We start from the raw sequence: 23,874 nt of genomic DNA on the forward strand, positions 1-23,874 counted from the left end.
CATACATTTTTTTAATTTAATTAATTCAAATCACCAAATAATAAATCATTAAAGGCATTAATTCTCGATTCCCTTGAATATTTCCTTGGAAAATTTTTGATATCAAAATTTTTTACCTTTTCCTCATAATTTTCTATTAAATCTACTGCTTCATCAACACTTTTAACAATAAACTGTTCAGGATATACTGTGTCGGCTCCTGGCCAATTGAAAACAATCGGAATTGCACCACTAGCCATACCTTCCATTGGTGAAACGTGAGAACCTTCTATATCACTTGTCGATAGTATAAATTTTATTTTTTGTAACCATTCATCAACGTCATTACCATGAGGATCAAAAATAACATTTTCTTTCCAATTTGAATTTTCGATCCTATTAAAAACTTCTTCATAGTATCTTCTCTCTTGTTCTCTAGCCATTAACCAAGGAAGTTCATTAGGCAATTTGCTTTTAATAAATAATTTATATTCATTATCTTTAATCCATAACTTTTCAAAAATATCTAGGGCTCTGTCCAATCTTTTAAGTTTAGGTAAAATGCCAATAATCCCCAAGTTTTTATCAATTTTATCTAATTTAGGCTTATCAAATCTTTTATAATCAATCATATTTTCGATAATTATCATTTTTTCTCTTGGAACTCTCTTTTTCTTATTAAATTCTTCAAATAAATATGGTGTTATCACGATAACTTTATCTACATTACAAAAATTGACTTCTTCAAGATAATTTGTATCGAGTTCTTGTCTGTGTAGCCTAATAAAGAGTTTTTGTCCTCTTAGTTTATTTTGAGAATAAAACACAGAATTCCCTAAACCCCACTCACAAAAAATTATATCAGCTTCTCTTAAATATTTTTCACTTTGCTCTATGTTGTGAGTATTATGACCTTCCCACTTATCAATAAGTACATTTATATTCTTGTTTTCCTTACACCAGTCAATGTACCAATTCAAAAACTTAAAATCATGACCAGCAAATAAAATCGTCAATTTATCATTATTGTATTTCCACAATTCACTTAAAATTTTTTTACTAACTAAACTGATCTGATAAGCTTTGCTTGCTTCATAACATTTTCTTGCAGCTTCTTGATAAATTCTTTCATCATTGAAACACAATACAATTTTGTTTTTTAATTCTTCTTCGTTATTTGCAAATAATGGATAATCTGATCCCAGCAATTTTTCATATTGTTTCGTTCTTCTAAGTAAAACTGGCTTCCCATTTATCCCATATTCTAAGACTTTTGTAGATAACTCTAGACTATTATCATTATCTATTTCTTCAGATCTATATGCATATCCAATGTCTGAATCTTTTATCAGATTTAATGAATCTCTTCTACTAAGAGCTCCAAACCATTGAATTCCTTCAGTATCATTAAAAATTTGCTTTATTTCATCTTTTTTATCAATAAGCTCACCTTGAAATTTATCCCCTGCTATATTTAAAGTAATGGCAGGATCATATTTTTTTACTTGTTTATAAACATTAATTAACTCCTCTATCATCCATTCCTTTGCAAATTTCCCTGCATAAACAATAGAATAGTTATTTAATTCGAATTTTGGTGGGTTAAGAGAATCCTCCACAGTTGGTGGTAATTCAATAAATTTTTCCCCACTTACATTAAGCAATTTTTTTAAGTAATTTCCCATTTCCTTTGTCTGAACAAATATATTTGGAAATGTGGTATAAACCTCTCTAAAAAAATTAATTTCTTCTTCTGCTATCTTTGTTTCATCATGTGTAAAATCTGTTATATATGGGATTTGTTTTTTTACAAAAGATTTTTTTAATGATTCAGCTGTTAAATCTTTTCCTCTTGTTATGATTAAATCATAGTTTTCAATATTATCTAGTAATTCTATAATATTAGTAGCATCCCCTACATTCATTTTATGTTTATCATTGAAATTCCAGTTTGAAAACCTATTATATGGATTTATAAATACGATATTATTTTTCTTTTTAATATTGGAAATGACCTCTTTACGCTTTACAGGAGTTTTCAACAAAATTGTTAAATCTACTCTGTCATCGATAGTAAGTAAATTGGCCAAAGATGTTAACCAAATTGCTGATCCATCTACTATATTTAAATTTTGATCTCCGTATAGTAAAATTTTCAGCCGTTTCACTTTTGCTCCTCCTTGAGTTCACATTTATAATGCTTTGTATGCTTTTATTAAACTAGAACATTTTTAATACTTGGGTTCACAAAAAAATACTTAATTATAAATTAATCCCTATTATTATTCGAATATTTGGTAAGGCATGCTTTATATGACAATCACCTAAAAATTGGTTTGTCATAGATAAGCATGCCTATCTTTAAATAAATACTATTTTTGGGTTAATATTTAAAGTTATAGCTATTTTGAGATTAGATAGAACTGTTTTTTTCTCCTATCTTAAAATTAAATTTATCAGAACTGTAAATTTTTGCACCATATTTTTTAAATAACTCAGAAATTACATACTCCCTGTTATATAATATATCTTTTATGTTGTAAAATTTAGCTATATCTGTTTTAAACAAGGCGGTATCCGGTATTACATAATCAACATATTGGTATTCGTAATTTTCAACTTCATAACTATCTTTAAATAAAACTCTTTTACCTATTATATCTGCTCCTGAATAAATACTTGCATACATAAGATCTTCTATATAATATTTTCCATAACTATTATTTGTATCCATTATTGTAAAATAGTCGGTTGAAATAATATCACTTATTGATTCATAGTTAAAAACATAGTCATGAATCATAGTTGTGATAACTGAATTGTTATATTTATTTAATAACTGTTCATATCCTTCAAATTTTCGAATAAATATTAATAGTTTTTTATTTTCGTAACTTTGTTCTTCAAACACTGCAAGAGCTTCATTAAATTCCGATAAGGAACTTACAGGAATTACTAAAGTAATACTTTGATTATTGTCATCATATTCTATGTTTAAAAGATCCAAAATAAATTTTATTCTATGAAAATAAGTATGTTTCCGGTAAACTGAACGAATTCCCTCCATGGACAACTCACGATATTTTTTTTCATTATTTAATATTTCTTCTATATTTTTAATTAATTCCTCTTTATCTTCAGACATCAATACAACATTCTTGAATGTCTTTTTTATACCTATCGAATAACTACTTATTATAGGTGTTCCACACGCCAAACCTTCAAACACTCTTCGAGAAAACATAGTTGGAGAATATTTTACACTATTTACATTTAAAATTAATTTATATTCTTTATAGGCTATATCAATATCTTTATACTTCAAAGTCCCAACAATATTGTCTTGAAACTGTTCAGGAAATTGGAAATGAGAGTTTCCATTTTTATTTCTTTCATAGTTTCGATCGTAAATATCTAATCCAAATTTTTTAGTCACGGAAAGCATCATATCCATATCACGTCTTCTGTCTTCATGACGATTGGCATAATATGAGCCAGCAAATGAAATATTATTTCTTTTTTGTTTATTTGCAGAGGTTGGATTATGATGGGCAGGATTTGCCGCAAATTGCATTGCATAAACTCTACTATGCCCAACATAATTTCTATATTTTGGAATCATATTTGCATCAGTGGTAAGCACATAATCAAACAGTTTTGCAGTTTCTATAAATTTTTCGAAATGAATAGGGTCTTCTTTATTCCAAAATACTGTTGGAATGCCACAATTTTTACAAAATTTTATTAACCTTTTTAATTTTAAATTATTTTGATTATTATTGTATTTACCGACTTGATACTCCCAAGAACCAAAGTTTCCTCGCCATGCTGACTCCACTAATAAAAAATCAGGTTTATTTTCCGTTAAAACTTCTCTCCAATTATCAGGTGAAAAAGGAATAAGAGAAATTATATCAGAAAAACAAGACATACTAAATTCATCTAATATACAAGCAACTTTTATTTCATTTATCTTTCTTGCTTTCGATTTCATTTTCTTGGAGAAATTTTTAAAAATATAATCCTCTACTATTTCAACATTCGTTATTTTTACTGTTCCTTTTCCAAAAAGGCGAATAGCAACTCTTAAGTATTTTGATTTTGGGTTAATAACTACTTCAACCTCTTTATTTAGTGGAATTTTATGAGTATTTATTCTAGTAAAATTATCATATTCAATTAGGTAGATGAGTGCTTTCACACTAGAAGTTGTTCTGCCTGAAATTTTTACAAGAAAGTTGTTTTTTAACATAATTCTTTTACTATTTGACGGAATAAAATTGTAGTTTTTATTTTTTTCCAAAAAACTAAAATAGGACAATCCGTTTCCTGTTTTATTTATCACCAATTCATTTTCTTTAAGATATATTTGAGCTCCATTTTTTTTATAATTCCAATTTTCGATTTTAAAGAATTCTGTTTTAAAATTTGGCATAATGTCTGTTAAATTTTTTCTATAGTTATTAAGTATTTTCCTTACAAAAAGATTTCTTGCTTTAGCTATCAAATTAATCCACCCTTTGATCCTGTAAATTTTATAGCATTAAAGCCTGTATATGATATTCATTAGTAAAAATATCCTACTAATTTCAAAACAATAGCACAAAACGTTAACTAAAGTTCCCTATATAAAGTATCTTTATCTTCACTAACATCACTGTTCCAATATACCATATATCATACATTTAAGATAAAAATTTTCTATTCCTATTAAAATTATTATTTAATCCAGCTAATATTGATATATTAAGGGAGAATGCACATAAAATTTAATTTCTCCTTTTATTATTTTACTTATGCAAATAATTTGATAATGTTGATTTCCTAGAACCTTTTAGAAATACAACCCCTATAGCTTCACCTCTTATATATTCAAATGAATTTTCACTGCACAAAAAAATTTTCAAAAAAACATTTTTGAATTTTTCTTGTTGTTGAATAATATACATTATTAAATTCAAAGTTTTTTCATTTAAAAAAATATATTTCTTATAAAGAATCAACAAAGTATTTTCTTATTTCACCTGAATTTTGATCGAAAGTATAAAAATCGATACACTGTCTGGTTAATAAAAAAAATTGTTATTAAAAATCTCTAACTCTATTTTACTGACAGATTGTCTTCTAAATACTTTACTTTTTCGACACCCCAATTATACTTTTTGAATATATTTCTGCAATTCCCATTATAAAGCTTTTTTAATTAATTTTTTGATTTTATCCCTATTCTAAATAATATCAATATAATAAAGTAAACACTCCAATAATTATTTCCCAGAAAATTTTCGTTTTTCCGCGTGTTTTGACGGCAAACAGCAAATTTTCCACATGGGAAAAGGAGAATGGACGATCATTGTCCGTCCTTTGCGACAAAATATTTAATTAAATACTCTCCCCATACCTGGTTTCCTTTTTCGCTCGGTTTGGATCGGTCTTCTGTAACGTATTGCTTCAATTGCTCGTCTTCCTTATCCGGCCAATTTTCCCAATGGTTTAAATATGTAAAATGGTTTTCTTCGGCATATTGTTTGAGCGCATCTACTTCCTTAGGATAAAATTTTGCACCAAAGAGCGGGTGTGCAGGCTGCAGCATAATCGATACGTCAGGATTTGCTTCTTGAATTTTCCGCAAGATGTCCGTAATGTTGCTTAGAGTATTGTCAATGCCGACAACGCCGTTATCATTCAAAATAAACGGCTCGAAAAGGAGGATGTCAGGCTTTTTGTCTGCAATTTTTTTATATAATTTTTTATTCAATACACTATGCGTTGTCTCCTCGGCATCGGAAACAATCGAGATGTTAAAGAGCTCATCTCCATATGCAGAAAGAAGCTCCTTTTTCAGTTTTTCCGGCCACCCATTTTGATCGGAAGGAACTGATTCAGATCCCCAAATTACAAAGTTCAATTGTTTCTCTTCTTTTAATGCTGTTTTGATTTTTTTCTGAACATCCTCCGGTAAATTTTTGGCGTAGTCCTCTCGTGTATCATTTTGTTTACTATTGTCTTCCTTTTTATTTTCTGCAGATGATTCCACAGAAGCAGCTGTCGGTTTTGAAATTTTCTGTTTCCAATAAAAATGGCCGACAATAATTGATGCTATACATAAAACGACAACATTACTAACAATAATCCTTTTTTTCACAGATAATCCTCCAAACGACAAATTTCTCACTTTATTATAGCGGAAAATGCCCTGCCGTTCCATGCTGTCAATTCATTTTTTCAAGCGGTGCTGACAAGTGTATACGAAAATATTTTCCTCACAAATATATTGTCTTAATAGAATTGGAAACTTATAATCAGATTAGATAAATTTAGTAATGAGGGATGAAATTATGAGATCAGATAGACAGAGAAAAAAGAGAAAGAAATGGCTCTGGATTTTGTTATCAGTCATTGGAGTTTTCATTATTGCCACGGGATCCTATGCCTTTTACATTTGGAACAAAGCACAATCGACCATTGCCAACATTCAAGAAAACATCGGGCGGGATAAATCAGACAAACGCGATCAGAAAGTCAACTTTAAAAATCGCGATCCTATTTCCATATTGCTGATGGGTGTTGATGAAAGAAAAGGAGACCGAGGACGGTCTGATTCGCTCATTTTGATGACAGTCAATCCAAAAGAACAGTCAATGGAAATGGTCAGCATTCCCCGCGATACAAGAACAGAAATTGTCGGAAAAGGCATTCAAGACAAAATTAACCACGCCTACGCTTTCGGCGGAACAGAAATGGCTATTAAAACGGTTGAAAATTTCTTAGATGTGCCGGTTGATTATTTTGTCAAAGTGAATATGGAAAGCTTTCGCGATATTGTCGATGCAGTCGGCGGTGTGACGGTTGAAAATGATTTAGATTTCACTTACGAGGGCTACCATTTTGAAAAAGGAACCATTCACTTGGATGGCAAAAAAGCTCTTGCGTATTCAAGAATGCGATATGATGATCCAAGGGGCGATTTCGGCCGCCAGGAAAGGCAGCGGCAAATTATTGAGGCGGTTATTGAAAAAGGAGCAAGCATTACATCCATTACAAAATTTGGAGAAATGTTTAAAGTCATTGAAAACAATGTAAAAACAAATCTTACATTTGATGAAATGTGGGCAATTCAAGAAAATTACAAAGATGCCCGAAAAAATGTCATTCAGCATCAAATAAAAGGGAGCGGAAAAAAAATTAACGGCATTTACTACTATATTGTGCCTGAAGATGAACGTCTTTCCCTTTCCAACGAGCTGAAAAAACATTTGGAATTAAAGAAGGAAACCGCTGAAAAATAAAAAATAGTGCGGCAGTTCACCATTCGATCGCATTTTTATAAGAACTGCCGCCATTCCCTATAATAAAAAATCCCCGCAAGCCTAGAATAATTTAGCAGCATTATGATTTTCGTTTACAATCATAACAAGATGGCTTCTCATATAAAATAAAGGAATGGTATTCCTTCCCCTCATTGATCCTTCTCTTATATGTATCATTGATATGAGACGCACTTTTCATTTTGTTGTAAATGATACTCATATGCTTCTCCACTACTACTTTCTCATGATTGATTAAAACGATTGTTGAATGCTTTCCTTTTGAAACGACATGTCGAATAGCCGAATGCGCAATCCATTGGCAGTCTAAATGCTCCATTGATTTAGTAGGGAAAAAACAAAGATCGAGGACAGGAATGCATACAGGAAGCATACGTTGGTGCGGCAGAATTTTCTTAGCTGCGTCTATGATGCCTTTAAGAGACACACCGTAATAGCTGCAGCTCTCTGCCAAAAGGTCTTTCGGCCTCTCTTTCACAAGATACTTTTCATACTTCTCAATAACAATTGTCCAACATTCTCCATACTTATTAAAATAAGGAAGCAATGCTAGCGTGTCACAAGTTAAAATATAATTTTTGACCTGCTCCACTCTTTCACCCCTTTTTCTTCACTATTTGACAATCCTTGCATGACATTAGACTTTTTTACTAGTTCTTTCGATGTATATTATACACGAATTTCAAGAAAATTTGGTAAATTTCTAAACTTTTTTGTAAAAAAAGAAAAAAATTCCATGATAAAACCAAAAAATTAGTATAATATTATCATTACGAGGTGAACTTATCGTGAGAAAAAAATCGACGATGGGGCGAATGGCATCTATTTTTTTATTTACGTTTTTTCTTTTAAGCGTTTTTTTTTATTACGTGGCGCTCGAAGCATGTCGATTCAAACGACTCTTTTGCAAGCATTGAACCTCAAATTCCGACCATCTTTGTCCATGGCTATAAAGGAACAATGCGCTCGTTCCAACATATGCTGTATCGTTTTGAATATGATTACCGCTGGGGAACAAAATCAATGGTCATTCGAGTTGACCGCATGGGCATTGTCCATATTTCCGGAACAATCCCACAAAACTTAAAAAATCCTTTTATACAAATTGTTTTTGAGGAAAACCGCACAAGTATTGAGGAAACGGCAAATTCTCTGAAAAAGGCAATGCGCTTATTAAAAGAAAACTATTCGGTAGACGAGCTATACATTGTGGCTCATTCGATGGGAGGACTCGTTTCGACAAAATATATCGAGGACACGAACAACTTGAAGGATTACCCGATTGTCCGCAAAATGGTGGTCATAGGCAGCCCGTTTCAAGGAATAGAACAGGAATCTTACCATAAGCTGAATACAGGTAAAGCAATCATTGATTTAAAGCCAGATTCTCATGCTTTACTAGAAATATTGAACAACCGGGATCAATTTTCTAAAAAAACGAAAGTTCTCAATATCGCAGGGATCAATCCCGAGTATAAAGACAGTGATGGAGTTGTCTCCATCCAGAGCGCTCTCAGCGCTAGAAATATTGTTCCGTTAGAAAATTATCATGAAATCATTGTTAAAGATAAACTTGCCACACACAGCGGTCTTCATGAGCATCCGAAAGTGGACAAGTATATCGGCGAATTTCTATGGGGGTACAATTGAGTTGGGGAAAGTATTTCTTCAACCGAATGACCTTTTTTCAATAAAAACCCCGATTCTTCTCCCTCCTTTAAAAGGAGAAAGAAGAGTCGGGATAAATGTTTTATACATGAGATACAATGAGAACACATTTTCCTTTTATTGCGAAATCGCCTGTTTGGTTCGGCAAAATAAAATGAGCCCCTTTTTTTAGTGTGTATGAACGGCCATCATGAGTAAGCTCCCCGTCTCCCTCAATCACGCTTGCAAGAAGGAACGGATGATTTTGAACAAACTTCCCTTCGCCGTCAATCTCCCATTTGTAAACTGAAAAAAATTCGTTTTTGATAAATGTGGTAATCGTTGCTCCTTCCTTTACTTCCACAGAACGTTCAATCGTGTAATCTTTATGAGGAACAGTCGCCACCTCTATCGCTTGTTTCAAATGCAATTCTCTTTTATTTCCGTTTGCATCTACACGGTCGTAATCATACACTCTGTAAGTCGTATCAGAACTTTGCTGCGTTTCAAGGATGAGCGTTCCTTTGCAGATGGCGTGGATGGTGCCGCTCGGAACATAAAAGAAGTCGCCCGGTTTTATTTTTACTCTTCTCAGCAATTGATCCCATTTTCCGCTTTGAATCATGGATACGAGCTCTTCTTTCGTTTTGGCATGATGACCGTAAATGATTTCCGCATTTTCTGAGCAGTCAATGATATACCAGCACTCCGTTTTTCCTAATTCACCATTTTCGTGCTTTTTTGCATATTCATCATCTGGATGCACTTGCACGGACAAATCGTTGTTTGCATCAAGAATTTTCGTTAAGAGAGGAAATCGATCCCCTTTTATTCCGCCGAACAATTCTCGATGGTTGTCCCATAATTCACCCAATGTTTTTCCTTTAAACTTTCCTTCTGCTACAATGCTTTGACCATGCGGATGGGCAGAAATCGCCCAGCATTCTCCTGTTGTCTCCGTTGGAATTTTGTAATGAAAATGAGTGCGAAGGTTTGTTCCACCCCAAATTCGATCTTTAAAAACAGGCTTTAAAAAAATTGGAGACTGCACCACCTTGTTCCACTCCCTTTCTGCAATAATTTCCCCATTATTTATATTAAGCAGTTCTTGAAATTTTTTCACCTTTTTTCATTTTTTATACAGAGCTCGCTGAAGAGAAACCTTCAATATCAAAACAGAAAAGGATGCCGAATTCTATCAACATCCTTTTCTTTTTGATTTGTTATCAAATTTTCGAATCACTGTTCGTTAGCATATACAGTGCCAGTCGCCTGACTGGAAATCTGCTCTTCTTGAGAAGCTTTTTCCGGATGAAACTCTCCTTCCATTTTTGACACAACAACTGTTGCGACACCGTTTCCAATTAAATTCGTAATCGCACGGGCTTCTGACATAAATCGGTCAACACCGATGAGAAGTGCAATTCCTTCAACCGGAACCATTGGAAATGCAGCCAAAGTAGCGGCTAATGTAATAAATCCGGATCCAGTCACACCAGCAGCGCCCTTTGAAGTCAGCATTAAAATTCCAAGTAGAGTCAGTTCTTGCCAAATGGTTAAATCGATCCCATATGCCTGTGCAATAAAGATAGCCGCCATTGACAAATAAATCGACGTTCCATCAAGATTAAAAGAATACCCAGTCGGAACAACAAGACCAACAACAGACTTAGAACATCCGTACTTCTCAAGCTTTTCCATCAATTTTGGCAATGCGGATTCAGAGGAGGAAGTTCCTAACACAAGCAATATTTCTTCCTTTATATATGCGATAAATTTTAAAATGCTGAACCCGTAAAATTTTGTGATCAGTCCCAACACGATCACGATAAATAAGAACATCGTCATGTAGACAGAGGCCATTAATTTTCCTAAAGACACAAGCGATCCCAGACCGAAATTTCCGATTGTATAGGCCATTGCACCAAAAGCTGCAATCGGTGAAATTTTCATAACCATATTTACGATGCCAAAAAAGATATTTGTCAATTGTTCAAACAAATTCATAACAGGTTTTGCTTTTTCCCCTAGTCTTGCCGCTGCTAATCCGAAAAGGACTGCGAAGAATAAAATCGGCAAGAGTTCTCCGTTTGCGAGCGCTCCCACTGCATTTTCTGGCACAATGCTCATGATAAAGTCTAAAGCACCATGACTTGTTTCCTCTGCTTGTTTCGTATATTGAGAAATATCGCTTCCTTGCACACTATCGGTGTTAAAGCCCTCACCTGGCTTCATAATGTTTACGACAAAGATCCCGATAGCAAGAGCAATCGTCGTAACAATTTCAAAATAGATCAGAGCTTTCCCGCCGATCCTGCCTACTTTTTTCAGATCACCCATCGATCCGATGCCGATGACAACGGTGAAAAATACAATTGGTGCAATCACCATTTTCACTAGTTTAATAAAAATATCTGCCAAAATCTTTAATTTCGCCCCGAACTCAGGGAATAAAAATCCAACTGTAATCCCTAAAATGATACCGATAATAACTTGTACAGTCAGGTTTTTAAAGTTTATTCGCATCTATCTCTCTCCTTTCCCCTTTGATAACGTTTTCAAACATCCGTACATTTATGTTAATAGAATGTTCAAAAAGTTTTAATATTATGGTTTTATTAATCTTTTTGTTCTTTTTGGTCTCAAAATTAATTTGAATGGCCAAAAATGAGAAAGGATCAGCACCTCCCTAGTCATTCTGGGAAACAGAAGCAGAAACTCTTAATAGATTCATTTTTGCTTTTCAACTACTCCCGCTTAAAGTCTAACGAGCTTGTCACTCCAAAGAAACGTAAACGGCTTGTTCTCCTTCCTTAACAGAGCTGGTTAACTACTGCCCAACGACTCTCATGCTTCAGTCGTAACTCCAACGATGACCATTTTCATAACCGATTGTCCATTTGTAACCCCAAAAAAATCAAAACACAACGGGCGATAAACCATGAGATCGAGTTTCTTAGAATCATTCATTCGTTTCAAATAGTTACTGCCGATAAGCTGAAAGGTTTTATTTCAGCCATTCCTGTAAAGAAAGTTCAGCCGCTGTGATGTCCATGTACTTTATCTTACATCTTTCCACCGAATGCTCGTTGGACTATTTCTTGTGGTGTATCATGCGTAAAAATGGTTGAGAGCGGCGAATATAACACCTCACTGAACAAATTTTTTCTCTCAAATTCCATAAAAAAAGACTGCCGCCTCGCGGACAGTCCATTTTTTGCTGAAACAATGGCTAGTTCAGCTTGCTGCATTTCTTATTTCTTCTAATAGCTTTCCATATTTCGCTTCATATTCTTGGTAAAGCGGCACAAATCGTTCCTGCCATTTCTTTCGCTCTTTTTCCGTTAACGTATGAATATGTATATTTGGATTTTGCCTCATTTCTTCAAGCTGTCTTATATTTTGCTGTTTTGATTGCTTCATATTCCAAGCTGTCGTTTCTTCTATTGCTTCCATAATTTGTTTTTGAACGTCTTTAGGTAGCTGATTCCAAAATGTTTCATTGACCATTACGACATATCCTAAATAACCGTGATTGCTAATTGTTACATACGGATGAAATTGATAAAATCTTTTTGAATAAATATTCGAAATTGTGTTTTCTTGTCCGTCAAACGCTTCCTCTTCTAATGATTCATAAACTTGATCAAATGAGAGGGCAATCGGTTCCGCTCCTAACATGTTAAATTGTTTTTTTATGACTTTATTAGGCATGATCCGAAATCTTTGGTCTTTGAAATCATCCGGATTCTTCATAAACATTTGACTATTTACCATTTGTTTGAATCCATTTCCCCAAAAAGCCAGTCCTTTAAATCCTTTCGGTTCTAACATACTGAGCAGCTCTTCGCCAATTTTTCCTGTTAAAACCCTTTCAACATTATCATCGTTTTGAAAAATAAACGGTAAATCTAACACTTCCCATTCCGGAACCAATTCTGCCACGTTTGAATAGGAAGGAGCAATCATTTGCACTTTGCCTTTTCTTAAAGCTTCTATTTCATCTTTATCTGAATATAATGAACCGTTTGGAAACACAATCACTTTTACTCGGCCCTTCGTCTTTTCCTCGACCAAATCTGCAAACCTTTGTGCAGCCAAGCCTTTTGGCGTATCCTCCGCCACTACATGGCTGAAATAGATTTTAATTTGCTCTTTTAGCCCCTCTTGCTCATCATCGTAAACCGGTGGATCATTTTGAGATTGTATAATGATATTATAGGAAAATAACGCAAAGGCTAACCCGGCACATACTATAGCCAAATACCTCACGATTTTTTTCTTCATGATTCATCACACCATTTGTTTTTGATCATTTTAACATAAATTATACCAAGCATGCTCTTTCTCTAAAGTAAAGGAAAGCAAATCTGTGATAAAATAAAGCAAGTATGAACGTTTAGCTAAAAGAGGTTGCCTTATGAAGCGATTACCAATCATATGGAAAATAACAGGTTTAATTTTTATTATTGTCTTTTTATCGCTTTTTTTCGGAGGATTATTTATTGTAAACGAATATTTAAACCAAAAAGAAGAAGAGCTTAAACAGCAATCTATATTAGCTGCGAGGACGGTTGCGGCGCTGCCTGAAGTCAGAAACGGGCTCAATGGAAGCTTGAAAGATCGCCAGCTGATTCCTTCGATGATTGAACGTCTTCAAATCATTAACGGAACAGAATATATTGTTGTGCTCGATATGGATCGTACCCGCCTTTCCCATCCGGTCAAATCGTTAATCGGAACAAAATCGGAAGGAGAAGATGAAGGTCCTGCCTTTGCCGAACACACATATACGTCAAAAGCAAATGGAGAAATCGGCACTGTTATCCGCGCCTTTGTACCTGTCATGAATAAAGAACATAAACAAGTTGGAGTCGTCATCGCAGCCTATAAGCTTCCAAGCTTATATGAGCTGCTTGCAAATTTAAAATCGCAAATTTTTTCGATTTCTTTTCTTGTCTTACTATTAGGCGGTTTGGGGGCCTGGCTCCTGGCAAGACATATAAAAAAGCAGATGTTTCACTTGGAGCCTTTTGAAATAGCTAAAATGCTAGTTGAACGAACTGAAACATTTAATGCTATGCACGAAGGAGTCATTGCCATTGATAAAAATGAACGTATAACTATTTTTAATGACCGTGCCAAACAAATGATGGGCATTGAAGGAGATGTGATCGGAAAGCCGATTCGCGACGTTATTTCCGACACCCGACTCCCGGAAATATTAGTAATTGACCGTCCTATTTATAACAAAGAATTGCAGGTAAGGAATCTAAGCATTTTAAGCAATCGCATCCCGATCAGAGTGAATAACGAAACGGTCGGAGCTGTCGCCATTTTCCAGGATCGAACTGAAATCAAAAAGCTTGCGGAAGAATTAACCGGAGTGAAAGCTTTTGTCCACGCGCTTCGTGTTCAAAATCATGAACATATGAACAAATTGCACACGATAGCAGGTCTCATTCAGCTTGGACATAAAGAAAAAGCGTTAGAATATGTATTCAAAATAACGGAAGAGCAAGAAGAGCTGACAAACTTTTTAACTGAACATATTAAAGATGAAAGCATATCGGGCCTTTTACTCAGCAAAATCAGCCGGGGCAAAGAGCTCGGAATTAAAGTAGTCATTGACAGAAACAGCCATTTGGAGCGATTTCCAAAAAATATCGATCATAACGACCTGGTGATCATCATTGGGAATTTAATTGAAAATGCTTTTGATGCCTTTCAAGAGTCGACTGATCCTGACAAAGAAATATTCGTCAGCATCGATCAAAATAAAGAAATTTGCACGATATTAGTTGAAGATAACGGTCCTGGCATAGACGATTCTGTATTACCGAACATTTTTGAAAAGGGTTTTTCCACAAAAAACAAGCAAAATCATGGAATAGGCTTATATCTGGTCAAACAAATTGTTGACCGAGCAAACGGTCACATTCATGTTGAGTCGCAAAAAGGTATGGGAACTACATTTATCATCACATTTGATATGTAAAAAACAAAGGGGGCAAAAAATTTGAACAAAAAAATTAGTGTATTGTTGATTGAAGATGATCCCATGGTTCAAGAGGTGAATAAACAATTTATCCAAAAAGTCGACGGCTTTACTGTGATTGGAATCGCAGGGAACGGAAAAGAAGGCATAGAGCTTGTTCGAGAATTGAAACCTGAACTAGTTATTATAGATATTTACATGCCTAATCAGGATGGATTAGAAACGCTTAAGCAAATCCGGTCAGAGGGTCATTCCGTAGATGTCATTGCGATTACCGCTGCGAGAGATATGGAAACTGTTCGCCGTGTCCTGCAAAACGGCGCTTTTGACTACATTATGAAACCGTTTAAATTTGAACGGCTCCAACAATCATTAAAAAACTATTTGCTTTATCATAGCCAGCTGAAGGAAAAAGAAAAATTAACGCAAAAAGATGTAGACACTATGTTGTTAAACAATAAATTCAAGAACAAGCCAGAGGATCCAGACCTGCCTAAAGGGTTGAACCAAGTAACACTTGATAAGATCATCCGTTTCCTCCAAAATCAAAAAGAACCGATTTCCGCTGAAGAAGTTGCGGAAGGAATCGGTATTGCACGCGTTACTGCACGAAGATATTTAGACTACCTGGCGAAAATCAAAAAAGTCTCAATCCATGTTCAGTATGGCAGCATCGGAAGACCTGTCAATCGATATATGTTTCATTCTGATTAAGCTTGGCTAGAGGTGAAAAACAAACGAAAAAATCATTGAGCTGGACCACTTTTCTCATTTTTATATTGCTAGGACAAATAAATGCTATGTTGGCTTTATCAGGGGAACAGTCATTGCACGTTGAATACTAATGGTGTCAATTTTCTCTTATCGGACATTTTGCTTTTTCAATCGGGACACAGAAAGGCTTTCGAACCCACATTATGAGTTCTCAATAACAACGATTATTCTAGAAACAAGTTCAGAATTTTCCGCCGACTTTGCCTTTCAATGCGTTGAATTTTCAACTTTTGCTCCTCCTCCCTTGCTTTCCTTCAACCTATTGTCCGCTCTTTATCTGTTCCTTTGCCATTACCATTTTCAACTTTGCTTTTAAATTTTTTACCCCACTTTTTTAGTGGAATAACTGCCTTGTAATGATCCGTTACAAAATGCCCCATGCTAAACAAAGACGCGTGATTTTTTTAAGTAAGCGTCGACGTTTTAAATCGGCAAAATATTTCAGCAAAATCAAAAAAAACTCCAACTTCAAAACTTAATGATTTGAGAGTTGGAGCATAGTATTTTTATTTAATTTTTCTATAAATCGGCCCATGGGATTGAATTAACAGGGTATTACCAGTTTTCAACAATTGCTGCAGCAGTCTGTTCATCGATAATTAAAACATTTATAAATCCACCGTTTAATGCAGCTTTTATACTTTCAAGTTTGTGTATCCCTTCAACAACAGCAATTACTTGATTAATTTTTTTCAGTTCTGTTAAAGTAACGCCAATTACTTTGTTCGTAAAAGAGTCGATAATAACATTTCCAAAATCATCAAAAAAACGAAATCCGATATCTCCGACTACACCGAGCTTGCGTAAATAATTTAAATCTTCATCACTCAAATAACCTAACTTCCGCAATGTAGATGACCTATGCGGGTTACCAATTCCGATGACTGCTATATCGACATTTCGTCCTTCTTCAAGCACTGCTTCTATATCCTGCATTGCTAATAATCTTTCTTTTAATTCTTCTGTCTCTACAATCGCAGGAGCGTATAAATAAGAGCATGTACAATTTAACTTTTTTGCCAGTTCATATGCCAGTTGATTTGCATGAATTTCAACGTATTTTCTTCCCATACCACCTTCGAGCGGAACTATATGTATATCTTCATTACGTACATATGGAAATTCCTTTACAAGTTCGGCAAGTGTAGTTCCCCAGGAAATTCCGAGACGTTTTACGTTTTTTAAATTTTTAGAAAGATAATAAGCACCTGCTCGTCCTACTGCACTCTTTACCAAATCAGGAGTTAAACCTACAGAAGGAACAACAACTGCATCCTTTAAATTAAAATATTTTTCCAGCTTCTGTTCCAATTCAACTGTATGGATACTCTCATCTTTTATATATATTTCAATAATTCCTGCTTCTTTTGCCTTTTGTATCATTTTCGAAACAATCGGTCTAGACACGCCAATCTTTTTGGCAATTTGCTCTTGTGTCCATCCTTCTGTGTAATATAAAGTCGCTATCTTGACAAGTTGTCTCCTTTCTTCCCACGTTAACATTTCTTCACCTCTTTATTTAACCATCAGCATTGTTAAAAATAACTTATATTAACTAACCTTTGACTTAAATTAATCTTATTCCTCAAGTTGTTATATTCAAAAAATTTTGTAATATTTTTAAATATATGGAAAATACATGGTCTTTAATCAGTATAAAAAATCCTTATAATTAGAATTTCTAATTATAAGGATAATTCCCATGGATAAGGATAACACAAAAAACACAACAAATGAACTAATAAGTAAAATGAATAAGCAAGAATTTTCTGAGTTGTTCAATTTGATTCATCAAACACGTTAAGAAACTAACGGCCTTAAGTTTCTACACTTGAGTTAGATAGCCTAAATGAAAAGCATACGAAAGATCTAAAATGGGGAATGGTGAAAGTTGTTGCCAGAGCTGAGAAGGACTATTTCTGCAAGAAAAAAAGCAGAGTGTGGAGTCAACATTAAAAATTTGCAATAATATAACTCAACGATTCAGTTATAAAAGGCTTGACATGGAGCCGCTGCAGCTTAATTCTTCCAACAATCACCAGTTAAAACAGTTAAACTTTTATTGCCTTCCTCCATGTAAAGCCCAGTGTATATCACTGCATAAGCACTTTATTCCTCTCCACACTTTTATATTGAAATAAACAAAGGACTTTTCCTTTATTCAATTTCTTTAATCAAAAAGGTCAAACACAAAAAAGAATCCGCCATGTTTTAACAACAATTTAACGAAGGTGAACTGGGACCATCTAGACTATTTAACTATCATTCCCCTTGTTTCCATATAAATTCTTATTAATCTTTTTTATTATTGTATTTGATAATTGAATTTTGAGCCACTCCGATTACATACTTGTGAGTCACTTCGAAATTGGCAAATGGTAAATCTGGAGTGTCTTGACATGGAGCCTCCAGAGGCATGATTTCACTCGAAACGCGACACATCAAAGTGTTTCGATAGGCAACAAGCCTATCATGCCTCTCACTCCATATCAAGATGGTGTTTTTCGATGGAAATGGAGTGGTTCACGTTTTCATGAGCGAAGTGGCTCAATTTTATGTGAGCAAAAACAATTATGAACGAAAAACACATATAGCTATTGTTTTTTGAACATAAAGTTGCCCCAATACAATATTGACCATTATTTTTAAGATGAAAAAATGGTTCTTGTAAAGCTCAAGAAATAGATGATCAAGTTCAAAACTAATCAAGTGAACTTAACCGCTTTTTGGTCTAAATGTTCTCCCGCCATCTGCAATAATGATTTGTCCATGAATATATGCTGATTCTTCATTAGACAAAAAATTAGTGAGATTTGAAATATCAGAAGGTTTACCTAGTCTGCCTATCGGAATTTCTTTTTTTAGAGTATTTTTGGATCCCTCTGAAGGATACAAGCGGTCAAGCATGTCCGATTCAATTACACGAGGAGCAATCACATTTATGTTAATTCCTTCTTTACCTAGCTCTCCTACTAAAGATCTCATAAATCCAAAAGCACCACCTTTTGAAGCAGCATAATGGATACCTCCGCCTGAACCGGTTATGGCAGAACCAGATCCAATGATTATAATACTACCCCCATTTTTATTTTTCATTAATGGCAACACTGCTTTTGTACTGAAAAAAAGTCCATGTAAATTTACAGCTATTGTTTTTTTCCACGATGCCCAATCAATATTCAAAAAAGAAACTTGTTTCGTAATCCCTGCAGAATAAACAAAAATATCAATCGAATTTAAAGTTTCTTTAACTTTTGTCATCATATTTTGAACGCTTTCCCAGTTCGATACATCTACTTCGAAACTAAAAATGTCATTTGGTCTTCCGCTTTCATTGATTAGTTGATCAAGTGCTTTTTTATTAATATCAGCTACTGCTACTTTTTTTCCCCTCCCGGCAAAGTCTAAAACAATCTGTTTTCCAATGCCCGCCGCTCCTCCAATTACCAATACATTCTCTCTATTCAATGAATATTTTCCTCCTCTCCAAGGAAAATTATTTCGCCTTTTAAATGTGTTGCATATGGAGAGCATAAAAACAAAACTGTGTTTGCAACTGCTTTACTGAGAGAAGACAATGATGTTGATGTTTGAACGATATCAGGAGAAATGCTATTTACACGTATTCCAAATTCACGGAATTCCCTAGACAATCCTTTAGTCATTGAATTTAATGCGCTTTTCGACGCTGCATAATGGGGGCCGATTTCACCGGTGACTGCCGCAGTTGCTGAAATGTTAATAATGTTTCCCTCCCCAATTCTTAGCATGTGTGGAATCACTTCCTTGCTGCATAAGAACGGAATATCAAGGTTGAACTCCAACGTTTCAATCCAATCATTAGGATCTAAATCCTCAATTGTTTCTTTTGACAAAACATGAATATTATTGATTAAAATGTCAATTTTTCCACTATTCTTTGCAATTTTTGAAATAACTTTTTGAACCTCTTCTAGTTTCCTTAAGTCGCCTGAGATGACCTTTGCTGTTCCGCCGAGTGAGGAGATTTCTTTAGAAATTTGCTCAATTTTGTCCTCCTCGTTAAAATGATGAATCCATACCTCAGCGCCAGATAAAGCAAGTGCTAAACATATCTCTTTCCCAAAAATAAAATTACTTCCAACCACGATCGCAACTTTATTTTTTAACTTTATTTCCAAAGGATTTTTCACCACCATTTATTACGATTTAATCAATACTTTTAGGACATTCTCTTTAGTACTGTGTGCACATTGAATGGCTTCATTCAGCTGTGATAAATGGAAACGATGTGTGATCATCTTATCCGCTTCTACAACACCCATCTTAAGTAGTTGTAATGCTTTATCGTAATTATATGGATTGGATGAATAGGAGCCAACAAGTTTAATTTCGTCTTGAAAAAACCTATCCGCCCGTAATGGGACAAGGTCCCTCTTAAACGGAGCAAATACTAATATTGTCCCACCTTTGCCTACACATTCCATTGCTTCCGTCAACAGATGATTAACACCAGCTGAAATAATAACTACATCTGCCCCTTGGCCATCTGTTATTTCCATTATTCTGTCCCTCACATGTTCATTCTTGCTATTTATGATATAGTCCGCACCAAATTCTAATGATTTGTTTAACCGAAATGGGTTAATATCACTTACGATTACTCTGTCAGCTAAGAAATATTTTGCCAATTGAATTTGAATGCACCCTATTTGACCTGCCCCCATTATAAAAACTGTATCTCCAGGATTTAATGCAATGGACTCAAATCCATGCAAACAACAAGCAACTGGTTCTACAAAAGCTCCTGTTTCAAAGCTCATAGCAGATGGCAATTTTCCCATTGTATGTTTTACATGAACAGCAGAGACTCGAATATATTCTGAAAAACCACCAGGATCTAGATTTGTTGCTTTAAACTGAGTACATAAACTGTAATTTCCTCTATTACAATAATGACAGGTGAAGCATGGTACATGATGGGCAACAAAAACACGATCTCCTTCTTCAAATTGTGTAACATTTTTACCAACTTGTACAATTTCCCCTGCTACTTCATGCCCTAATACTGTATTAGGCGGTACAGTTCTATCGACTACTTTATGAATATCAGTTCCACATACACCACATATCTTCATTTTTAATAGAATTTCATTTTCACCTATTTGAGGAATTGGTCTTTCTTCATACCTTATATCCTCCCTATCATAAAAGACAGCAGCTTTCATATTGATCTCCTCCACTAAAGTACGCGAGCACCTCTATTTATTAATTCACTTAATAATTCAGAGTAACCGTCCATTTTATATGAAATCCAATATCTTCCGCCAAATATTCGCGGGTTACCTATGCGAATGTATATTTGGCCAGCAAAATCATATTTTTTTATTTTCATTTCATTTTTAACTTCACTCCAATCATATTTATGCTGTCTGCCAAATCCTTCAAATAAAATTCCTTCTTTCGTTACCGTGATAGAAGAAGGAAATTGTAAACCAATAACGGAGGATAATATTAAAAAAGGCATAACAACGATTAATAGTTTATATAATTCATTATGTTCATCAATAAGATAGCCATATATCCCATAACCAAACAAACCAACCATTAAAATCAAAGGAACAAAATTTTTACTGCAAACCATCCATTTACTATACCTATACTTTTTCATAACAACCTCCGAATTGAAAGAAGAGTTAGATTTCTTTTTTAAGGAATTTGAAATCTAACTCTTTTTCCTGATACATGTTACTTGTTTAAATATTCAATAATTTTGTTAATATCATCATCAATCCCAACACCCGTTAAAAAAGAGACAGTCTGAATAACTGGCACATCCCCAACATTACTTACTGGTGTTGTCGTAACGATTACATCAGCATTTTCAGCTTTTACAGGCACTTCTGCAGCCTTGCATTGTTCAACAGCTACATTGAATCCTTTATTTTTTAAAACTTCTTCAATCTTTTTGGCAACTACAGTAGAAGTGGCAACAGCTGTTCCGCAACATACTAAAATTTTTTTCTGTGCCAAATTTATTCCTCCCTCATATTTTTTGCTATTCTATATTTTTATTATTCTCTTCCAAGATTCCCATTTCCTTTGCGAATTGCTTTTTGATATCATTTTTCACCCAATACCAAATCAACCCATATAGTACTGCGCATATAATTGCAGCAATAAAATAAGGATTTGTTGGGTCCAGTAAACGAACGATGATCCAAGGAACAACATGAGATCCTAAATCAATACCAGAAATCAACGAAGCTCCCTCAGGAAAATCAAAACCTACTGCTCTTCCCATTGTTGTTGCCAATTCCGCTAAATTCGTTGCTATAAAAAGAACAATCATGATCGTAATGATAGCATTAATTAATCCCCTAACAATATTTCCTCTAGCTGCTGCTACAGCCCAAATGACGGTAAAAGGCAGAACTGCTAAATCTGTAAATGGTAACATTTGATTGTATGGAAGAATCACGGCCAAAAGAATCGTTATAGGAACCATAATTAAAGCAACAGCCATATTTGCTGGATTACCAATTACAATAGCAGCATCTAATCCAATATATACGTTTTTTCCAGGAAATTTTTTATTAATGTAATCTCTTGCGCCTTCAGAGATAGGGATCAGCCCTTCCATAAGGAGGGATACCATCCGAGGCAAAAGAACTAACACAGCTGCCATTTGTACGCCAAGTGTTAAAATTCCCTTTAAATCGTAGCCTCCAAGGATACTAATTAGCATTCCTAAAATTAGCCCCATCATCAACGGTTCCCCAAATATTCCAAATCTTTTACTTAAAGTTTCAGGATCTGCATGAATTTTGTTAATTCCCGGTATTTTGTCCAATATTCTATTTGTTGCGTAAGTGATTGGGGCAAAATTGACCGTTTCCGAGTGTGCTAAAGACACGCCTTTTAAGCCAAAATGGTGTTCAACAGCTGGTGCTGTCCAGTCGGCTAGTTTTAATGTAATCGCAGAAACCACTAAACCTACAAACAATGCAAGTATCATATTGTCATAAGCATAATAAGTAACAGAAGCTGCAAAAATTAAATGCCAAAAGTTCCAAATATCAACATTTAAAGTTTTAGTAAAATTAATCGACAATAAAATAACATTTAAAATTAGTACTAAAGGAATCATAAGTGGAGCGACTGGAGTACCAAATGAAATAGCTGCACCTATCGGCCAGCCAACATCTAAAATTCCCAACTCCAAACCAAGTTTTTTGACCATTGCCTCTGTAGCTGGACCTAATGAATTAGTTAAAAGAGTAATGACAAGGTTTACTCCAACAAAACCAATTCCAATTGTCAAAGCAGCCCGAAATGATTTTTTAAATCCTTGTTTTAAAATCAATCCGAAAATTGTCATTATGATAGGCAACATGATGGATGGTCCTAAATCAAGAATAAAATCAACAGCTTGTTTAATCATTTCACCCACCCCCTGTAATAAATAAGGTATTTAAAACGCTTACATTTTAAAATATTATAAATTGAATTTATTATCTAATATTTTGTATATTTCAGCTTTTTCCCTAGCATTTTTTAATTTAAACATTTCATCATTATTTTGAAACATTTCCATCAATTTTTCTAACATTGTTAACTGCTTACTAGGATCTTTAATTGCTAGTATAAAAACTATTTCTACTTCTACAGATTGAGATGGATTTCCCATCATTTGAAAAGTCACAGGTTCACGAAGAACTGCAACACCAACAGTTGGAATGTTAACATGTTCGGGATCCGTATGTGGAATCGCTACCCCCATATTTTCAAGAGGTAAACCAGTAGAATATACTTTTTCCCTACTTAAAACAGCTTTAAGAAACGATTCCTTCACATAATTCTTTTTTTTCATTTTTTCAAACATATAAGTAATTACATCTTCATTCGTTTTCTTGTCGACATCCAAGCAAATGATATCTTCATCTAGATGTACAAACTTCTCCATAAAACCATCTCCCTATTTCTTTATAAGGAAAGACAATCATTTGGAACATTCTCATCCCCTTTCCAAAAGTTCTTTAATATTACATTTGTTAATAATATTTTAAATTGTTAGAATTATCGAGTCAATACTTTTTAATTAAATTAGAAAAAATAAGAGCTTATTTACAAATTTGTTTTACTAAATGTTAATTAGTATAACAATTG

Annotated in this window: 19 protein-coding genes; 4 read left to right on the plus strand and 15 right to left on the minus strand. The window is 34.2% G+C overall.

Going from position 1 to position 23,874, the window contains the following annotated elements:
* Positions 1-20: 20 nt before the first annotated feature.
* From ACVIJU_RS18290 to ACVIJU_RS18300, 3 genes are all read right to left on the minus strand, one after another.
* Positions 21-2,147, minus strand: coding sequence for a glycosyltransferase (locus ACVIJU_RS18290; protein ID WP_063386317.1), 2,127 nt, complete (start codon positions 2,145-2,147; stop codon positions 21-23).
* Positions 2,148-2,392: 245 nt separating this feature from the next.
* Complete coding sequence (locus ACVIJU_RS18295; protein WP_456687869.1) at positions 2,393-4,486, minus strand: CgeB family protein; 2,094 nt, start codon at positions 4,484-4,486, stop codon at positions 2,393-2,395.
* Positions 4,487-5,329: 843 nt separating this feature from the next.
* Complete coding sequence (locus tag ACVIJU_RS18300) at positions 5,330-6,124, minus strand: SGNH/GDSL hydrolase family protein (protein ID WP_456687870.1); 795 nt, start codon at positions 6,122-6,124, stop codon at positions 5,330-5,332.
* A 193-nt stretch (positions 6,125-6,317) separates the two neighbouring features.
* Between ACVIJU_RS18300 and tagU the strand changes: the two genes are divergently transcribed.
* Positions 6,318-7,268, plus strand: coding sequence for a polyisoprenyl-teichoic acid--peptidoglycan teichoic acid transferase TagU (gene tagU / locus ACVIJU_RS18305; protein ID WP_063386321.1), 951 nt, complete (start codon positions 6,318-6,320; stop codon positions 7,266-7,268).
* 100 nt (positions 7,269-7,368) lie between these two features.
* Here tagU and ACVIJU_RS18310 read toward each other — a convergent pair whose 3' ends face one another.
* Entirely contained in the window at positions 7,369-7,899 is a 531-nt protein-coding gene (locus ACVIJU_RS18310) for a competence protein ComK (RefSeq protein WP_063386322.1), read from the minus strand.
* Between the two features lie 332 nt (positions 7,900-8,231).
* Here ACVIJU_RS18310 and ACVIJU_RS18315 point away from each other — a divergent pair, with 332 nt between their 5' ends.
* Positions 8,232-8,957: an alpha/beta hydrolase gene (locus ACVIJU_RS18315; protein WP_456687955.1), complete on the plus strand. Its 726-nt coding sequence runs from the start codon at positions 8,232-8,234 to the stop codon at positions 8,955-8,957.
* Between the two features lie 100 nt (positions 8,958-9,057).
* Here the strand turns inward: ACVIJU_RS18315 and manA are convergent, their stop codons facing one another.
* From manA to ACVIJU_RS18330, 3 genes are all read right to left on the minus strand, one after another.
* The gene (manA, locus tag ACVIJU_RS18320; protein WP_066247027.1) at positions 9,058-10,008 is read right to left on the minus strand and encodes a mannose-6-phosphate isomerase, class I; all 951 of its coding nucleotides are present in this window, start codon (positions 10,006-10,008) and stop codon (positions 9,058-9,060) included.
* A gap of 185 nt (positions 10,009-10,193) precedes the next feature.
* Positions 10,194-11,480, minus strand: a complete 1,287-nt coding sequence (locus tag ACVIJU_RS18325; protein WP_311066839.1) for a dicarboxylate/amino acid:cation symporter — start codon at positions 11,478-11,480, stop codon at positions 10,194-10,196.
* Between the two features lie 711 nt (positions 11,481-12,191).
* Positions 12,192-13,241: a DctP family TRAP transporter solute-binding subunit gene (locus ACVIJU_RS18330; protein ID WP_130157764.1), complete on the minus strand. Its 1,050-nt coding sequence runs from the start codon at positions 13,239-13,241 to the stop codon at positions 12,192-12,194.
* A 133-nt stretch (positions 13,242-13,374) separates the two neighbouring features.
* Here ACVIJU_RS18330 and ACVIJU_RS18335 point away from each other — a divergent pair, with 133 nt between their 5' ends.
* Both ACVIJU_RS18335 and ACVIJU_RS18340 read left to right on the plus strand, forming a co-directional pair.
* The gene (locus ACVIJU_RS18335) at positions 13,375-14,952 is read left to right on the plus strand and encodes an ATP-binding protein (RefSeq protein WP_130157762.1); all 1,578 of its coding nucleotides are present in this window, start codon (positions 13,375-13,377) and stop codon (positions 14,950-14,952) included.
* 21 nt (positions 14,953-14,973) lie between these two features.
* Complete coding sequence (locus tag ACVIJU_RS18340) at positions 14,974-15,666, plus strand: response regulator (RefSeq protein WP_257790166.1); 693 nt, start codon at positions 14,974-14,976, stop codon at positions 15,664-15,666.
* A gap of 615 nt (positions 15,667-16,281) precedes the next feature.
* Here ACVIJU_RS18340 and ACVIJU_RS18345 read toward each other — a convergent pair.
* The 8 genes from ACVIJU_RS18345 to ACVIJU_RS18380 all read right to left on the minus strand — a co-directional run bounded on the left by ACVIJU_RS18345 (position 16,282) and on the right by ACVIJU_RS18380 (position 23,671).
* Positions 16,282-17,229 carry a sugar-binding transcriptional regulator gene (locus tag ACVIJU_RS18345; protein WP_066246910.1) on the minus strand — a complete coding sequence of 316 codons (948 nt, stop codon included), beginning with the start codon at positions 17,227-17,229 and terminating at the stop codon, positions 16,282-16,284.
* 1,212 nt (positions 17,230-18,441) lie between these two features.
* On the minus strand, positions 18,442-19,194 hold the full coding sequence (locus ACVIJU_RS18350) for an SDR family NAD(P)-dependent oxidoreductase (protein WP_066246911.1): 753 nt from the start codon (positions 19,192-19,194) through the stop codon (positions 18,442-18,444).
* On the minus strand, positions 19,191-19,886 hold the full coding sequence (locus ACVIJU_RS18355) for an SDR family NAD(P)-dependent oxidoreductase (protein WP_165381940.1): 696 nt from the start codon (positions 19,884-19,886) through the stop codon (positions 19,191-19,193). The genes ACVIJU_RS18350 and ACVIJU_RS18355 overlap by 4 nt, the downstream gene beginning before the upstream one ends.
* 21 nt (positions 19,887-19,907) lie before the next feature.
* A complete protein-coding gene (locus ACVIJU_RS18360) occupies positions 19,908-20,933 on the minus strand; it encodes a zinc-dependent dehydrogenase (RefSeq protein WP_144597208.1) in 1,026 nt (341 codons plus the stop codon).
* Between the two features lie 14 nt (positions 20,934-20,947).
* Positions 20,948-21,376 carry a hypothetical protein gene (locus ACVIJU_RS18365; RefSeq protein WP_133309084.1) on the minus strand — a complete coding sequence of 143 codons (429 nt, stop codon included), beginning with the start codon at positions 21,374-21,376 and terminating at the stop codon, positions 20,948-20,950.
* A 77-nt stretch (positions 21,377-21,453) separates the two neighbouring features.
* A complete protein-coding gene (locus ACVIJU_RS18370) occupies positions 21,454-21,738 on the minus strand; it encodes a PTS sugar transporter subunit IIB (protein ID WP_066246917.1) in 285 nt (94 codons plus the stop codon).
* Between the two features lie 25 nt (positions 21,739-21,763).
* A complete protein-coding gene (locus ACVIJU_RS18375) occupies positions 21,764-23,149 on the minus strand; it encodes a PTS galactitol transporter subunit IIC (protein ID WP_456687871.1) in 1,386 nt (461 codons plus the stop codon).
* A 54-nt stretch (positions 23,150-23,203) separates the two neighbouring features.
* Positions 23,204-23,671, minus strand: coding sequence for a PTS sugar transporter subunit IIA (locus tag ACVIJU_RS18380; protein WP_144597206.1), 468 nt, complete (start codon positions 23,669-23,671; stop codon positions 23,204-23,206).
* Positions 23,672-23,874 lie beyond the last annotated feature (203 nt).

The organism is Aeribacillus sp. SP014 (assembly GCF_054055575.1).

What these genes read in the sequence shown, in the direction of transcription:
- tagU (WP_063386321.1), top strand. Translation starts at nt 6,318, where the DNA reads ATGAGATCAGATAGACAGAGAAAAAAGAGAAAGAAATGGCTCTGGATT.
- ACVIJU_RS18325 (WP_311066839.1), bottom strand. Translation starts at nt 11,480, where the DNA reads ATGCGAATAAACTTTAAAAACCTGACTGTACAAGTTATTATCGGTATC.
- ACVIJU_RS18330 (WP_130157764.1), bottom strand. Translation starts at nt 13,241, where the DNA reads ATGAAGAAAAAAATCGTGAGGTATTTGGCTATAGTATGTGCCGGGTTA.
- ACVIJU_RS18335 (WP_130157762.1), top strand. Translation starts at nt 13,375, where the DNA reads ATGAAGCGATTACCAATCATATGGAAAATAACAGGTTTAATTTTTATT.
- ACVIJU_RS18345 (WP_066246910.1), bottom strand. Translation starts at nt 17,229, where the DNA reads ATGTTAACGTGGGAAGAAAGGAGACAACTTGTCAAGATAGCGACTTTA.
- ACVIJU_RS18360 (WP_144597208.1), bottom strand. Translation starts at nt 20,933, where the DNA reads ATGAAAGCTGCTGTCTTTTATGATAGGGAGGATATAAGGTATGAAGAA.
- ACVIJU_RS18365 (WP_133309084.1), bottom strand. Translation starts at nt 21,376, where the DNA reads ATGAAAAAGTATAGGTATAGTAAATGGATGGTTTGCAGTAAAAATTTT.
- ACVIJU_RS18375 (WP_456687871.1), bottom strand. Translation starts at nt 23,149, where the DNA reads ATGATTAAACAAGCTGTTGATTTTATTCTTGATTTAGGACCATCCATC.
- ACVIJU_RS18380 (WP_144597206.1), bottom strand. Translation starts at nt 23,671, where the DNA reads ATGGAGAAGTTTGTACATCTAGATGAAGATATCATTTGCTTGGATGTC.